This is a genomic window from Prosthecobacter fusiformis, from assembly GCF_004364345.1.
Lineage (GTDB): Bacteria > Verrucomicrobiota > Verrucomicrobiia > Verrucomicrobiales > Verrucomicrobiaceae > Prosthecobacter > Prosthecobacter fusiformis.
In genome coordinates, this window is sequence record NZ_SOCA01000008.1 from 59850 (window position 1) to 75269 (window position 15420).

Consider the following 15420-nt stretch of genomic DNA (forward strand, 5'->3'; position numbering starts at 1 on the left):
AAGAACTCCGTGAGACTTTTCCATCGCGGACGTTTGTTTTCCATGCCCCGCTTCATCCTCCTTTTCAGCCTCTGCCTGCTGGCCACCAGCAGTCACGCTCAAGAGGACGGAGCAGCACTTTTCAAAACTGTTTGCGCCCAATGCCACGGCCCTCAAGGCGAGGGGAATGAGGTCCTTAAAACACCCTCCATCGCCAATCTGCCCCACTGGTATGTCGAGCGTCAGCTCACCAATTTCCACGAAGGCAAAAGAGGCAGCGATGCACAGGCAGACCCTCAGGGTGCCTTGATGGCCGCCATCGCCAAAACCCTGAATCCGGATCAGATCACCGCCGTCGCCAGCCACGTCCAGTCGCTGACTCTTGTCGTACCGCAGGAGCGCATCCTCGCCGGGGCCGATGTCAAAGCTGGAGGCGAACTCTTCTACGAACGCTGCATGGAATGCCATCGCTACAACGCCAGCGGTGAGCAACTCTTCGGCAGCCCGCCCCTCGTTGGCAGGCAGGGCTGGTATTTGCTGGCCCAGCTCAAGAAATTCAAAAGCCTGCACCGGGGCAATGCCAAGGGGGATGAAAAGGGTGCCAAGATGGTGATGATGACCACGCTATTCGTCGAGGATGAACAGGTGATGAAAAACGTCGTGAGTTACATCCTGACTTTAAATCCGCCGTGATCAGCCTGGGGCGCAGGGTGCGGCATAAAAAGACCGAAATGCTCACCGCTACAGGCGATAAATCCGACCCATGCCTACCCACAGACGTAAAGTGGCCATGCCCAAAATCGCCATCATCGGGGCCGGACTCGCAGGCATCGCCTGCGCGCGCCTTCTGACCCAACGCGGAGCCAGTGTCACTGTGTTTGAGAAATCACGTGGCTTTGGCGGCCGCTGTGCCACCAAGCGCTGGCTGGACTGCCGTGTGGACCATGGCGCACAGTATTTCACCATGCGCGACGGCGAATTTAAACAGGCCATCGAAGAAGCTTGCGGTGATCAGGTAAGCACGCTCAATGCTCCCCTTTTTCATCGTGAAAGCGGGGAGTCGTCCATCAGCCCGCGCTATTATCATCGGCTGGGCAATAGCCATCTCTGCCGTGACTTGGCTCAGGGACTGGAGGTGCGATTTGAACAGATCATCGACCAGGTCACACCTGATGGATACTGCTGGAAAGTTTTAGGGGAGGCTTTTGACCAAGTTGTCAGCACGGCCCCCCTGCCTCAAACACTCCGGCTTTTGGGGCAGCCGCCGATCCGCGATTCATACATTCCCTGCCTTGCCTTGCTGCTGATGTATCGTAACCCGCCGCAAGGTCTCACTGCCAAATATTATGGCATGACCAGCAGGCCGGATGAGGACATCGCCTGGTCTGCATGCGAAAATCACAAGGAGGGTCGGGTCACTCCCGGGCACTCGGTCATGGTGGTTCATGCAGGGGAAAAATTCAGCCGCCAGCATCTGGAAGAAGCCCCCGAAGCCTGGTCTGCATTGCTGCGGCAACAGCTTGAGCGCCTGTGGGAAATACCCGCACAAGACTTCCACGCCCAGGCCACCCACCGGTGGAAATTTGCCCGCGTAAACGCCCCGGTGTCCCCTCCCATCCTGCCTGCGGGACTTCACTTTTGCGGGGATGCATTGGGTGAATCGCGGGTGGAATCCGCATGGTTGCAAGGACGGGCCAAAGCAGATGCGGTGATGGTTTTCTAACTAAGCGGCCCGCGCCCTTACCGAAGGCCCCTCAATCCACTCCGGTGGAATCAAAATCTGCCGAGGCACCTCCGGCACACCGCACTCATTTTGCAGCAGTTGCGTCGCCACCAGATCCACACCCGCAGCCGCCACATGATCCCGCCGCTGATGGATGCCCGCATAGCTTTTCATCGCCGGAGTCCAGTCATGCACCACCAGGCCGATGTCCTCCGGCACCCGCAGCCCCAGGCTCTGCAACCACTCTGGAATATGCTGATCAAAGGTGATCAACGCATCCGGCTGCTCAGTCTTCATCCAGTCGATAAACACCTTTCGGCAGCGGCTGAATTCATTGTGAGGAAAAAGCAAAACTGGCACCCGCTGCGCCACCGGGATGCTCTGCTGCACATGCAGCATCGCCCCACTGTAAGATCCCTCTGCACGATGATCCACCCACTGCGTGACCGCCAGGCCGATGCGCTGATAGCCCCTGGCCCGCAGTTCCCTCACGGCCAATTGAATACCCAGATTCATGTTACCCGCCGCACGGTGGAGCGACGGATTCGTCAGCCCGAAACCAAAGGTCGCCGCCGCAAAGGGCGTGTAATCAAGCTGCGCGCACAGCATCTGGGATGACTGGGGGGAAACGATAATCCCCTCGATCCCCCGCGCCCGCAGGATGCTGCCCAGCCGCACAGCATCCAGCCCATCGCGGCCTAACCAAAATTCCTCCGCGTGATAGCCATGCTGCTCCGCACGCCTGCGGATGGCCTCAATCGGCACATACTGATACACCGTCTTTTGCAGCGCATCCTCCGGCACGGTCTCACGAATGACCGCGATGACCGCACGTACACGGGATTTCTTCCGCCCGCGCACCATCGTCATCATGCGCGCCAGATGCGGATCCGGCTGATACCCCAGCGCCTCAATGGCCTGCTGCACCCGCTCACGTGTCGCCGCCGAGACACGCGGCGAGTGGTGCATCACCCGGGAGACCGTCATCGACGAGACGCCTGCCGCCTGGGCGATTTGCTGGAGGGTGACCGACATGTGCCACGCACTAAGCGCAAAGCGCTACTTCTGCAAAAGCTTCATCGCCTCCGCATAGCGCACCCCAAAAGTCCTCAAGGATGGAGTATCAAAGTGGACTTTATCCCCCTTGTCCTTCAGCCCTGTGGATTCCACCACCGCCGTCTTAGCCACCCGTGACGGGATGGAGGCGATCTGTTCATTCACCAGCGGCCAGTAGCAGGGCGTCTGAGTCTTCGTTTCCATCGCCAGGAATTCTCCCAGCTTGCCTGCCACAAAAGGCACTTCCCCGGCACCCAGGTCCGCACGCAGATCCACGATCATCTTGGCCAGCCGGTCCGCATAGGATTTGGATTTTCCCTCATCCCCGGAATCCCCTTCCCCCTGGTGCCACAGGATGCCCTTCAGTGTACCGTCCTTCATGGCCAGCCGTGCCCGCTCCAGAGCTTGGGCATACAGATCACCGCCTTTTACCCATCGCTCCAGCGGCGTCCCGCCCACCGCGCACGGGATGACGCCCACGGTCACACCACGATTCGCATCCGCCATTTCGCGGGCAAAGCTCATGCCCAGCCCGGCACCCACAGCCGCCGGTTTGTCATAATGCAAAGGCTCCACTCCATAAGTCCACTTATTGTTAGGCGAGAACTTCAACACCCGCAGCTTGGACACGCTTTTCTCCGTATCCAGCAGCCCGCGCCCGGCCATGTTGGACTGGCCGATGAGCAAATACAGATCCAGCTTCTCCTTCGGCGGCAGCTTGGTCGCCAGGTCATTTTCAGTCCGAATGTCCGAATGATTTCCATAGCCCAGGGCCCGGCTCACCAGCAACCGCTGGGCCGACCCTGCGGAGGTAATCTTGCCTGCACGGATGTCGGCCTCACTGATGATGGCCACCAGCACCTCCTTCTCCCCCGCATTGTAGCGGCCATGATCATAGGTGATGTAGATGCGTCCGTCCGGGGCCTGGATCGCATCCGGATAGGACACGCTGCTGCGCTCATCCACCATCACCTTGTGCGGCCAGGTGCGCCCTTCATCATCGGAAAGCCAGGCCATCAAGCGCGTACGGGGATAGGCCCCATTTTCGTTCTTCTTCGCATCGTGATAGATGAGCATGAAAGCTCCAGAGGCCAGCTTCATCATGCAGGCACGTGTGGACGGCCCTTCATAGGCAGGCATCGCGATGGCATCCGACCAGGTTTTCCCACCATCCGTGGAGGTGCTTTCATAGAGGCCTTTCGTGGTGCGGATGACTGTCCAGATACTGCCATCCTTGCGCTGGGCCAGGGTGGCCTCACTGAAGTTACGCAGGTCTTCCGGGATGCTGGTACCGCCGTGCCACTCCCAGGTCTCACCTTCATTGCTGCTCAGCAGAGTGCATGTCTCCGGCCTTCCCGCCTGATTGCCCATCAGGAAAAACGGTGCCAGCCAACCGCCGCCAGCTCTCACGATCGGCTTGCCAAAAAGAATCCCGTCTTCAGCCACCAAAAACGGCTCGGACCACGTCGGCTTGGCACTATCCGGGTCATCACAGCGGATCGCACAAGTCCCACGAATGGTCGGGCTTGTCTCAGTCTTTGCGGTGAGCTGGTTGTAAAAAACCCACAGGCGACCTTTCGGGTCCACCCAGGGAATGGGATCGCCGATCTTCGTGCCCTTGTTCCCTTCGATGGCCACCACCGGCTTGGACCAATGTTTGCCATCATCGCCACTCGTGGCCACCAGCGCATAGTTTCCGATGGCCCCCTCCCCTTCATCCCCGCTGTACCATGTCACCCACAGACGCCCCTTCGGTGCCCGCTCGATCCCCGGTATCCCCTGCCAGACGCGCGACACATCATCGTATCCTTTTCCAGGATTGAGCAGGACATTGGCCTGCGGGAAAGCAGGTGCCTGAGCTGAAACGGCGGAAACGCTTGAAACGGATAAAACAGCAGCCAGTAAAAAACGACACATCATGGGTTTATCAAAACGGCCCCTCCCCGCCATTTCAAACAGCTATCTTCAGGGAATCCAGAGCCGCGCTTTGACATCCGGGGCTGTCCCGCCACTCTTAACCCCATGTCCGATCCCGCCCCCCTCCTGCGCACACCCCTTTATGACAGCCATGTCGCCCTGGGCGGGAAAGTCATCCCCTTTGCCGGTTGGGAGATGCCCGTGCAATACACCGGCATCGTCCAGGAACACCACGCCGTGCGCAAAGCCGCAGGCGTCTTTGACATCTCCCACATGGGCCAGTTCATCGTCAGCGGCAGCGATGCCCTGGTTTTCCTCAATCGCGCCCTGACCAATGACGTATCCAAATTGGAGATCGGCCAGGGCCAATACACGCTCCTGCTCAATGACCAGGGAGGCATCATCGATGACCTCATTCTCTACCGCATCACCGCCACGGAATTCTTCCTCGTCGTCAATGCCAGCATGATCCAGCAAGACTGGGCGCAGTTTCAAAGCCTGCTCACCGAGGCTGACGATGTCCAGATGGCCAATCTCAGCGATGCCACCGGCGGTCTCGCCATCCAGGGTCCCCGCAGCCGCGCCGTGTTTGAAAAAGTCTTTGGCCAGGAAGCCATCTTCCCGCCGCATAACAGCATCTTCGTCTCCGCAGGGGACGCCGGTTCCATGTGGCTGTGCGGCACTGGCTATACCGGTGAGGAAGGCTTCGAATTCTTCATGCCCGCCGCCATTGCCGTGGAATGGTTCGACCGCTTCGTGGCCGCTGTCCGTGAAGAAGGCGGCCAGCCCTGCGGCCTCGGTGCCCGCGATACCCTGCGCCTGGAAATGGGCTACCCACTGAATGGCAACGACCTCTTTCCTGACAAGACCCCACTGCAAGCCGGACTCGGTTTCTTCGTCGCCCTGGATAAAGAAGACTTCGTTGGCAAAGCCGCCCTCCTCGCCCAAAAAGCCACCGGCTTGCCCAGCAAGCTCACCGCCTTCAAAATGACCGGCACCGCCCCGCCACCCCGCCCCCATTACCCCGTCCTTTTCGATGGAAAAGTGATCGGCGAAGTCGCCAGCGGCACCCAATCCCCCAGCCTCAGCTGCGGCATCGCCATGGCCTACCTGCCCCTGGAGGCGACTAAAATCGGAACCTCGATTGAAGTGGAAATTCGAGGGAGAATGTTCCCGGCAGAGGTCGTGAAGAAGCCGTTTTGGAAGAAGGAAGGCTGACTCTCCATGAAATTTGCTGCTCGCCACTGGCTGTTAAAAGGGTTGGCCCTATTGGCATGCACTAGCTTCCTTACAGGATGCGGTTTTGTTCACGATGAAGTAGTTACCGGCCCATACCGTCTGGTCGCCGTTGATATCGATGCCGATATGAGTCTTTGCTATTCACTTGGTAACGATGCGATTGGTCGTGTGAATGAGACTGTTTTTGCCGTTGGCTGGAATGACACTTATGTAGTGGCTAAGCAACACCCGGACAATGACCGAAAAATTACTCATTATTATTTTATTGAGCGGTCAAAAGACGGTCCGTACGTTGACCCTCCAGAATGTGTGACAGGTCCCCTGACGGAGATGGAATTTCGTCAAAAGCAGCAAGAATTGAATTTGCCTGCTTTCTCTCGAACTATTTCATCTCTTGAATGACTGAAAACAGCCCCATCTCAGTCTAGTATTGCCATTCATCTTTCTCCGCCAGCCCCCATGTCCGACCCCATCTACGTCATCGGCCACCGCAATCCTGATACGGACGCGATTTGCGCGGCCATTGGTTATGCGTCTTATCTTCGCTTGGTACGGGAGGATGAAGTCATCGCCGCCTGCTGTGGGGAGATCAATGCCCGCACGAACTGGGTGCTCAGGCTGGCCGGTGCGGAGGCACCCAAGCTGCTGCTGGACGTGCGCCCCACGGCTGCCATCGTCTGCCGCCGCGATGTCCTCACCGCCTCTTCGGATGAGACCTTCCTTTCCGTCTATCGCAAGATGCTGGAGAACAATTTCCGCTCCATTCCGGTGGTGAATGCGGATCACAAGCTCATCGGCATGCCCACCATCCAGGAGATGGCGCAGCTTTTCCTCCCTAGCGAATCCAATCACAAAGCCGCCAACCGCGAAGTCCGCACCAGTGTCAAAAACATGGTCATCGCCCTCGGCGGCACCTTGATCGGCGATACCACCCAGGTGGAAGCCGTAGAGGACCTCATCCTCGTCGTCGCAGCCTCCAGTGAGGAAACCTCCCGCGACCGCGCCAAGCAGTTCCCCCCCCGCCAGCTCGTCCTCGTCACCGGCGACCGCCCGGAGATTCACACCCTGGCGCTGGAGCTGGGCGTGCGCTGCCTCGTCGTCACTGGTGGCTTCATGCCGCAGGAGAGCCTGCTCCAGGAGGCCAAAGAAAAAGGCATCTGCGTCATCGTCGCCCCGCAGGATACGGCCAGCGCCTCGCAGCTCATCCGCTTCTCCCGTCCCATCGGCGAGGCCGCCCATGAGTACCTTTCCTTCACCTCCCGCACCCCTTTGCGTGAGATCATCCATGTGGTGCAAAATTCGCATCAACCTCTCTTCCCCGTCATTGATGAGGAAACGGGCAGCCTCCAGGGCGTGTTCTCCAAGTCCGACCTCGTGGAAGTCCCGCGCACCAAGCTCGTCCTCGTGGACCACAACGAATTCAGCCAGGCCGTGGCCGGGGCCGATGAAGCGGAAATCATCGAAGTTATCGACCATCACCGCCTCAGCGGCAACCTGCGCACCAAGGAGCCCGTGCGTTTCATCAATGAACCCGTCGGCAGCACCAGCACCATCGTCGGCATCATGTACCGCATGCGCAGCATGACACCGGACAAGTCCACCGCCATCTGCCTCTGCGCCGGTTTGATCTCGGATACGCTCAACCTCACCAGCCCCACCACCACGAATACCGACCGCGAAATCCTCGCCTGGCTGGCCGGGGTCGGCGGCATTGATGCAGCCCAGTTTGTGAAGGACTTCTTCGCCGCTGGCTCCCTCCTGCGCGAGGCCACCCCCGCCCGTGCCATCGAGGGTGACCGCAAGGTCTTCGAGGAAAACGGCTGGCGCATCAGCATCAGCCAGATCGAGGAAATGGGCCTGGACGAATTCTGGAAAAAACAGGCCGAGCTCCACGCCGCCCTCGTCTCCCTCTGCGCCGCGCACAATCTCCACTTTGCCTGTCTCATGGTCACCGATATCACCGCCCATCACAGCGTGCTCTTGGTCGCCGGAGATAAGCGTGTGGAAACCGCTATTGACGTGGATTACCACGAGCGCAGCCCACAGATCTATGACATGCCCGGCGTCGTCAGCCGCAAGAAGCAGCTCTTCCCCTACCTGAGCAACCTCGTCGGCAAACTCACCCCTCCTTGAGGTTAGGCCTGCATTCCCGCCACCAGTTGCCCTGCTGAAGAACTCACTTCGCCCGTAACCACGAGCGCCAGTGCGGCAGCAGCCATAGCACGATCAAAAGGATCCACAGCGTCCCTACACAGCAGGCCAGCCCCAGGCTGGAAATGCCACGGTTACCCGCAAAGAAGAGGCTGGAAAATCCGATGACCGTGGTCATGCCGGAAAAGAACACCGCTTTCCCCGTCGTCGCCTGCACATGGCGGATGTCATTGCCCGTGCGTTTGAGCGAAAGCAGGATGTGGATGCCATAGTCAATGCCCGTGCCTAGCAGCAGCGGGATAGCCGCCAGGCTGGCCAGGTTCCATCCCAGGTTCAGCAGGCTCATCGTCGCCGCCAGCGCCCCCAGGCCACCGCCTAGCAGCAGCACTGAAAGCAGCAAATCCTTCACACTGCGGAAGGTGATCAGCAGCGTCAGACTGATAAGACCCAGGATGGGTAAAAGCTGCTGGTTCAGGTCATGCTGCACCAGGGTGGACAGCGCCCCGCCCAGCGTCTCCCATCCCGCCACCCAGGCCCCCGTCTCCGGCGTCAGCAGCCGCTGCACCTCCGCCAGTTTCGCCCGGTCCGGCAGCCCCGGTTTACCTGCTAGGCTGATGGAGGCCAGCGCCACTCCCTGGCCCTTGTCCATGTCCGCATTCTCAGCACGCGCACCCGTCGCCAGCAGTCGGCCCAGCACCGGAGCCGCCGCCGCATTCGCCTCATCCTGCGGCCAGGGACCCGCCAGTGCAGGCTTCCACACCCCGCAGACACCGCGCAGCAGTCCCACCGCTGCTTCCGCAAAACCCGCCGCATCCACTTCCTTCTCCAGCCTCGGCTGCTCCGCCAGCAGCCACTCGATGAACTCCCGGTTCGCCACCTGCGCCGCCGGATCGCCGATCAGCAGCGTCGGCATCGCCTGCCGAATCAGCAGCCCTTCTTTCACCGCCGCATCCAGCTTCACGGACAGGCTTTCCACACGGTCACGCAATTGGTTAGCCGGACCCGTGATCAGGATCGGCAGGCTCGCTTCATTCAGTTGCCCCAGCCGGTCTTGCATCCATTGCAGCGTATCCATCGCCTCACTGTTTGTCGGCCTCAGAGACTCCGCACTCGTCTGAAACTTCGGCAGACCCACCAGGGCAAACACCGTCGCCATCCCGCCAAAGAGCAGCACCGTCGCCACCACCGCCAGCCCATGCCGCGCAGGCGGGCCTGTCGTCACCACCACCGTGTTTGGTGGCTGCTTGCCTGCGGTAAATTTCGGCGCAAAGGCCAGCATCACCCCCAGCCCCACCAGCACCCCCAGCGCCACCAGCAGCCCCAGCTCCGCCAGCCCCGGCAGCCCGCTAAAAATCAGCGAGAGAAACACCGTCGCCGTCGTGCAGGCTCCCGCCACGATACCCGGTGCCGCCAGCCTGCGCAGCCCTTTGGAATCCAGCTCCGGATGCTGCCGCGCCTCCTGGATGATCAGCACCGCATAGTCCACAATGATCCCCAGCACGATTGCTGCAAAACCCAGGCTCATGATCGAAAGACTGCCCACCAGCAGCCCGCCCGCCCCCAGCGTCAGCACCATGCTCAGCATCAGCAGACCCTGGATCCACAGCAGCGGTTTCAGCCGCCGGAACATCGCCCAAAACAGCAGTGTGATCAGCACCTCCGTGATGCCGATCGTGCTCGACATATCCTTCTCGATCCCCGCGCCGATCTCCGCCTGGAAAGCCGGCTCACCCGTGTAGCGCAGCGTCAGCTTTCGCTCTCCCCGCCACTCCGCGATCTCCGCCTTCACCTGCTTCAGCCACGCCTCCGCCGCCTTATAGTTTCCCACCCCCGTCGCAGGCGTCACCAGCAACAGGCGGAACCGCCCATCCTCAGACACCAGGCCAAACATCGATCCCTCCAGCGCACTCATGGCCGAGGCATCCAGCCCATCCAGCAGCCCCAGCGGATCATAAGATGCCCGCTGCACCTTCTCCGCATCCAGCGAGTTCGCCACCGCCTGGAGGGATTGTTGCAGCTTCACCTTCGCTCCCTCGCCCTCCAGCCTTTCACGCACCACCTTCAGCTCCGCCGGGTCCGTGTTTTGCAGTGCCCAGGCCATCAGCGCCGCGCCGGACTGCGCCTGCTGTTCCATCGGCTGGGCCCACCGCACCTCCTTCACCAGATCCGTCCGCTTCTGCAGCCTCTCCACCAGCGTCGTCATCGCTTCTTCGGATTCAAACTCATCCTCCGCCTCCAGCGCGATCAACAGATCACTCCCCCCCGCAAACCCGTCCCGCAGCAGCTTCAGCGCCTTCACCTCCGGCACCTCCCCCGGCAACGTCGCCAAGATATCCGTCTCCAGTTTCAGCCGGATCATCCCCGCAATGAAAAGAGGCAGGATCAACAGCCCAATGAACCAAGGTTTCGAAAAAAGCGCGCGCATGAAGTGAAGCCCCTATCAAACGACCACCTCCCCCATCTGCAAAGCATCATTTTCGCTGCTATCCACGTGGCCACATTCTTTTTATAGCCATCTGACATGGGCCGACCAGAAGCTCATCCAGCATACCAAAAAGAAATAATTCCCCCTGCTGTTTGAATTTATACTCCTATTTTGCCTCGATTGGTGAGTATCTCCCCTCCATCGATATTAAGCATATAACGCACCATTTTTGGATTCACTTAAATATTAGGCACATTTAATGCTCCTAATTTATTTATGAGTAATTTGATGCTAAAATTTGATTCGCTTGATCGTATCACGACATTCAAGAGCAGAAATCTAAGTCTAATCTTTAAATAAAAGATATTTATGGAAAATACCAAAAAGACAACATCTCTTTTGGAATCCTTCAAAGAAGCTTACCCAAAGTTGCGAAAAACACTTATCTACACACTCATTGTAGCACTAACCACGTCCGCACTAATTGAAGATCCGAAATACAAAGCAACAGTGCTTTCCATCCTGGGAATTACATTATTATTTCTTCTTTTTGATATTTACAATACCCTCACAACTAGACTTGAGAAAATCGAAGAATGCGTAGCGGCCCCAGCCCCGCCACATTTTGATGATTTTCCAGCAGCTTATGATCACCTATATAAAGCGATCGAAGATGCTCTCGTGGAACGCCCAAGTATTAAAATTCAATTTCTAACGGTTTCAGGAAGCTACTCTTGGCCTTTTCTAGAAGATGCTATTAGACGTCTGGACAAGCGCTTTGGTCCAACTAAAGCATTAGATATCACCTTTTGCTTGATACAACCAGACAGCTTCGACACGTGGAAATTATTTAATTGGAAAGATAAATCTCAAGTTACTATAGCACACATTGAGGAATTTAAACACCGGGCCATTTATTTGCCACGCATTGAATCGGGCAAACTATCAATAAGCACAATATTGTTTGATAATATCCCACATTGGCATGGAGTGCTAATAAACGAAACTATTTTGTTTATGGGTAGAACTGAGTGGGAATTCCCTGCCGACGAACAGGATGGCGCACCTAACTTACTCGTTGGGCAAATAGAGTACAGGAAGTTCCATAAGTCCGATCGATTTGGGGGCGATCAAAGGATCGATAGATTCAAAAACTGGGTCAAGCGCTATGAGATGCGAAGTAAAGAACTTGAACAGCTAAAAGCAGAACAAACGGAAACAAGTAGCTTACAGTCCGGCAATTCTTGAATCTACACATGCTAAGAAAAGGGATTCAGGCAACTTGAGAGCCTGCCCCCATCCCCCCAAGCCTACATCCAAGGCTTCCAGCCCACGGCCTCAAACCAGGCCTGGGCCAACAGGGCACCGGGGCGGGCGGACCATTCACCCAGGGTCGCTGCCTGTTCCCCGTAACCGTGCAGGTCCAGACGCCGCGCCAGAACCCCGGCAGCCAGCGGGGTCGGAGCAGCGATCTCGTAGCTGGCGGAGGGGGTCACATGATGAAAGCCTGCCGCACGCAGCCAGGCGCTCAGTTTCCGCCCGGCATGGGCATCCCCACCGCTGGCGGATTGCACCTCACGACAGGCGTCCAGCGCCTCCGCCACGGCATCGTCCCACGGCTCCATGACCGTCCCGCCCCAGTCCGCACTGCGCAGTGCGATGAAGGCTCCGGGTTTCATCACCCGACGCAGCTCACGCAGGGCCTGTACGGGATGCTCCAAATGCTCAAACAGCGCGTGTGAAAACACCCCGTCGAACTCTGCCGCACCGAAGGGCAGCTCATACACCTGGGCCTGGAGAAACGCCGCATTCAGGCCGCGCTCCGCCGCTTTCTCATTGGCCTGCGCCAGAGCCCCTGCGTCCAGGTCAATGCCGATGGCACCGCCTGGCCTCACGCGTTCCGCCAGCCCCAGGGTGATGGAGCCGGGGCCGCAGCCGCAGTCCAGCAGGCGCATCCCTGGCCGCATCAGCGGCAGGGCAAAGGCGGCATGCGTACCCGCACTCCGCCGCGCCTGCACATCCACAGACGCAGCCGGTGGGGGAAGCGGTAAAGTTAAGTCATTGATAAGGAGAGCATTCACTTGGGAGGACGGGAGGAACGGGTGATGAGGATCACGGAAAAGATAATGAGAGCGCCTGCGATGATGACGCTGTGGGGGATAGGCTCATTCAGCACCCACCAGCCCAGCAGCACCGCCACAAAGGGGTTCACATACGCATGGGTGGAAACACGGGCCGGGGTGCTCACCTGCAGCAGCCAGATGTAAGCCGAGTAACCCACCAGCGACCCAATGAGGGTCAGGTAAACAAAGGCCCAGGCGGAAGTGGGCGTGATGGCGCTCACCTCCAGGTCACTCATTTCGCCCAGGCACAGGCCTAACAAAAATTGCAACACACCGCCACAAAACATCTGCATGGCCACGCTCAGCAGTGCCGAGGCCGGTTTCCGCGCATGGCGGATATAAATGGAGCCGCAGGCCCAGGAGATATTGCCCAAAACCAGCACCACCGCCGCCATCGGCTCGATCATCCGCTGGCCCAGCGCCCCACGGCCCAGGACGATGACAAACACGCCCGTCATGCCGATGACGAGGCCCGCCACAATGCGTTTCGTCGGCCTCAAGCCAGCGGGTCGCAGCCAGTCCACCAGCATGATCCAAAGCGGCACCGAGGCCACCACCAGGGCCACCACGCCACTGGGCACCGTCTGCTGCGCCCACACCACACCGCCATTCCCGCCCATTAGCAGCAGAGCGCCTGCGATGGTGGAGCTCTTCCAATGGCCGAAGTCCGGACGTGCCTCCCCGCGCAACCGCATGACGGCATATAGCAGGCACCCGGCGATGACAAAACGCGTGCCCGCCATCAGCAGCGGCGGGATGGTATCAATCGCCAGCCGCATCCCCAGATACGTGGAGCCCCAGACCAGATACACCGCCACAAAGGCCGCGATGACCAGACTCATCGGCGGGCGCAAGGCAGCACCCGTGCTACATGAGCCGGATGAAAGAGAGGTCGTACTACTACTGCTGCTGTTCATGAAGGGTGATTCCTGGAATCACACAGCGGTAGAAAAAAACCCACCGCCGGTGTCGGGGTGGGTTTGGGAGATGCTTTCGAAAAAAATGAATGCTCGATGATCTCAACCCACCTCACGTGGCCAGGCCACAATGACAGCCCAACGCTTCGCTGGGGATCCAGCGACCGCATTCAGGCAAGCATGATTGAGAGGGTTCATCGTATGTCCATGCTGATTAAACCTTCCGTTAGACCCTGTCAAATCCTTCCCTCCTCACCGCCCAGTCTTGTTCAAAAAAGATGAAGCAACTTCGCCTGACCCCTCCTTAATATTTCGACAGCATTATGCCGGGTCAGGTTTCTGGGGGGTGCCTTCGTATGGGCGTCATGGGATTGGGGAACGGAGTGGTTTACACCACCGATTTCTATAATCTATGATGTTTTGGAATATTTGGCAAGATGAGAAATTGGGGGTGGGGCGAGGAGGTTTTACACCTCAGAGGGTGGATCACCGCAAGGGTTGCGGAGATGGGAGGCAATGGTGTTGTCTCTTCCCAGGCCGTGCGCTGGGCTTTTTTGTTCTGCTCCGTTGGAACTGGATTTCACGCAGTTTCCCTGGCCCCGTTTCCCGGAATGAAATGTAATGTTTCCCTTAACTAATTCTTTTGATTGCGCGACTATATATTAAGCTTATTTTTAGCGAAATATAATACAAATGTCCTTTTCTGACACTTTTCTCTACTATCCTTTTATCACAATACCTGAAAAAACTCTGGTTCACTCTCTCCTTTTTCAAGAACGTGTGCGCAGGATTATTCCATCATCCGATCATATGGATCAAAGGAGGTACCAAGACGCACAGCAGCCAAATGATATATGCAGGCAGTATCTCGGCTACAATTTTATAGAAGATGCAGAATTCTGGGAAGCTAGCAGGGAGGTGGCGGAAATGTTTTGTGCGTTTCTACAAGACGCATCGACCGCTAAGCGAACCAAGAAGTTTGAGTATCTACTCGGCCAGCACTACAAACAGCGATTTGCTCTTAATTCGCCCACTAGAGTGTTAAGTACACAGTATTTTGTTTATGCACAGAAATTCGATCCTCAGGTATTTGATTCGCTCATGAACCTAGGTTGGGCACGCTATGATAACCAGAGGCAAGCATGCGAACTAAGTAATGAACTGTGTAATATTTATATGGCACTGCTAGCATGCTGCATATCAAAAAAGAGCGGCCGACCAATTTCGACCGATGTAAGTGTCGCAGAAAGTATGACGCGAACACAAATGTTCAAAAAATACTTTGGAGATGCGCTCCCAAAGACTTCATCGGACGAACCCCTGCGAAATCTATGCGTATCACTGCTCATCAATGGCGACGACGTTTCTTCTGGTAATCATCTCCCGATGGAACAAGTTCTTACGATTCATGAAGCTGCTAGAATCAGAGCTGGTCTGGAATTGGAGCGTCGCAGCTTTAGCGATTGCGTAAGCCGTATGATTGCCAAGGCTAAGATATACAATACTATTTCAATTTCTGAGTTCCTGGAATTAGAAGCGAAGGAAGTAATTGATGAAGCCGAACATTATAGGAGTAAGGCTAGATCATTGGCCAGTGAATGTATTGACAAGAAACGTAAAAGTCTTATCAAGAACATTAGTACAGGCATCGCTATAACAATCCCTTTAGCCAAAATCGCCATTGAGGCAGTGGGGAACACTACAATTCCAGGCATGGGCAACATTCTCGGGACTGGGATTGAAGTTGCAGCAATTGTGACGACTGCGGTTATGGCAGGCGAGGAACCATTTATAACTCAGCCAGCTCCATCTGAGCCGGAAAAAGTTCATCTCTTTATGAATCGACTGTGGGATGCTAGAAGCCAACGTGTGGAAACCACGATATGAATC

At 57.3% G+C, this 15420-nt stretch carries 12 protein-coding genes; 7 read left to right on the forward strand and 5 right to left on the reverse strand.

The annotated features are described in order from the left end of the window. The first annotated feature begins 42 nt into the window (after positions 1-42). Both EI77_RS17505 and EI77_RS17510 read left to right on the forward strand, forming a co-directional pair. Positions 43-672, forward strand: a complete 630-nt coding sequence (locus EI77_RS17505; protein WP_133796595.1) for a c-type cytochrome — start codon at positions 43-45, stop codon at positions 670-672. Positions 673-742: 70 nt separating this feature from the next. Continuing rightward, the gene (locus EI77_RS17510) at positions 743-1702 is read left to right on the forward strand and encodes an NAD(P)/FAD-dependent oxidoreductase (RefSeq protein ID WP_133796596.1); all 960 of its coding nucleotides are present in this window, start codon (positions 743-745) and stop codon (positions 1700-1702) included. Here the strand turns inward: EI77_RS17510 and EI77_RS17515 are convergent, their stop codons facing one another. Together EI77_RS17515 and EI77_RS17520 are read right to left on the reverse strand one after the other, a co-directional pair. Further along, a complete protein-coding gene (locus EI77_RS17515) occupies positions 1703-2737 on the reverse strand; it encodes a LacI family DNA-binding transcriptional regulator (RefSeq protein ID WP_133796597.1) in 1035 nt (344 codons plus the stop codon). A gap of 24 nt (positions 2738-2761) precedes the next feature. Then, positions 2762-4678 carry a sialate O-acetylesterase gene (locus EI77_RS17520; protein WP_166647334.1) on the reverse strand — a complete coding sequence of 639 codons (1917 nt, stop codon included), beginning with the start codon at positions 4676-4678 and terminating at the stop codon, positions 2762-2764. Between the two features lie 102 nt (positions 4679-4780). On the opposite strand from EI77_RS17520, the gene gcvT reads away from it, so the two are divergent. Genes gcvT through EI77_RS17535 form a run of 3 tightly spaced genes read left to right on the forward strand, consistent with a single transcriptional unit; the run spans position 4781 to position 8047 of the window. Next, a complete protein-coding gene (gcvT, locus tag EI77_RS17525) occupies positions 4781-5893 on the forward strand; it encodes a glycine cleavage system aminomethyltransferase GcvT (protein WP_133796599.1) in 1113 nt (370 codons plus the stop codon). 6 nt (positions 5894-5899) lie between these two features. Next, positions 5900-6316 carry a hypothetical protein gene (locus tag EI77_RS17530; protein ID WP_133796600.1) on the forward strand — a complete coding sequence of 139 codons (417 nt, stop codon included), beginning with the start codon at positions 5900-5902 and terminating at the stop codon, positions 6314-6316. Between the two features lie 57 nt (positions 6317-6373). Continuing rightward, positions 6374-8047, forward strand: coding sequence for a putative manganese-dependent inorganic diphosphatase (locus EI77_RS17535; RefSeq protein WP_133796601.1), 1674 nt, complete (start codon positions 6374-6376; stop codon positions 8045-8047). A 43-nt stretch (positions 8048-8090) separates the two neighbouring features. Here EI77_RS17535 and EI77_RS17540 read toward each other — a convergent pair whose 3' ends face one another. After that, on the reverse strand, positions 8091-10490 hold the full coding sequence (locus EI77_RS17540) for an MMPL family transporter (RefSeq protein ID WP_133796602.1): 2400 nt from the start codon (positions 10488-10490) through the stop codon (positions 8091-8093). A 369-nt stretch (positions 10491-10859) separates the two neighbouring features. On the opposite strand from EI77_RS17540, the gene EI77_RS17545 reads away from it, so the two are divergent. Next, complete coding sequence (locus EI77_RS17545; protein ID WP_133796603.1) at positions 10860-11738, forward strand: hypothetical protein; 879 nt, start codon at positions 10860-10862, stop codon at positions 11736-11738. 62 nt (positions 11739-11800) lie between these two features. Here the strand turns inward: EI77_RS17545 and EI77_RS17550 are convergent, their stop codons facing one another. Together EI77_RS17550 and EI77_RS17555 are read right to left on the reverse strand one after the other, a co-directional pair. Further along, positions 11801-12571 carry a methyltransferase domain-containing protein gene (locus EI77_RS17550; protein WP_133796604.1) on the reverse strand — a complete coding sequence of 257 codons (771 nt, stop codon included), beginning with the start codon at positions 12569-12571 and terminating at the stop codon, positions 11801-11803. Continuing rightward, entirely contained in the window at positions 12568-13530 is a 963-nt protein-coding gene (locus EI77_RS17555; protein ID WP_133796605.1) for an EamA family transporter, read from the reverse strand. The genes EI77_RS17550 and EI77_RS17555 overlap by 4 nt, the downstream gene beginning before the upstream one ends. Before the next feature lie 693 nt (positions 13531-14223). On the opposite strand from EI77_RS17555, the gene EI77_RS17560 reads away from it, so the two are divergent. Continuing rightward, positions 14224-15417, forward strand: coding sequence for a hypothetical protein (locus EI77_RS17560; protein ID WP_133796606.1), 1194 nt, complete (start codon positions 14224-14226; stop codon positions 15415-15417). Positions 15418-15420 lie beyond the last annotated feature (3 nt).

Coding starts and splice junctions, on each gene's coding strand:
- EI77_RS17555 (WP_133796605.1), bottom strand. CDS start 13,530: ATGAACAGCAGCAGTAGTAGTACGACCTCTCTTTCATCCGGCTCATGT.
- EI77_RS17510 (WP_133796596.1), top strand. CDS start 743: ATGCCTACCCACAGACGTAAAGTGGCCATGCCCAAAATCGCCATCATC.
- EI77_RS17515 (WP_133796597.1), bottom strand. CDS start 2,737: ATGTCGGTCACCCTCCAGCAAATCGCCCAGGCGGCAGGCGTCTCGTCG.
- EI77_RS17530 (WP_133796600.1), top strand. CDS start 5,900: ATGAAATTTGCTGCTCGCCACTGGCTGTTAAAAGGGTTGGCCCTATTG.
- EI77_RS17560 (WP_133796606.1), top strand. CDS start 14,224: ATGTCCTTTTCTGACACTTTTCTCTACTATCCTTTTATCACAATACCT.
- gcvT (WP_133796599.1), top strand. CDS start 4,781: ATGTCCGATCCCGCCCCCCTCCTGCGCACACCCCTTTATGACAGCCAT.
- EI77_RS17520 (WP_166647334.1), bottom strand. CDS start 4,678: ATGATGTGTCGTTTTTTACTGGCTGCTGTTTTATCCGTTTCAAGCGTT.
- EI77_RS17505 (WP_133796595.1), top strand. CDS start 43: ATGCCCCGCTTCATCCTCCTTTTCAGCCTCTGCCTGCTGGCCACCAGC.
- EI77_RS17545 (WP_133796603.1), top strand. CDS start 10,860: ATGGAAAATACCAAAAAGACAACATCTCTTTTGGAATCCTTCAAAGAA.
- EI77_RS17535 (WP_133796601.1), top strand. CDS start 6,374: ATGTCCGACCCCATCTACGTCATCGGCCACCGCAATCCTGATACGGAC.
- EI77_RS17540 (WP_133796602.1), bottom strand. CDS start 10,490: ATGCGCGCGCTTTTTTCGAAACCTTGGTTCATTGGGCTGTTGATCCTG.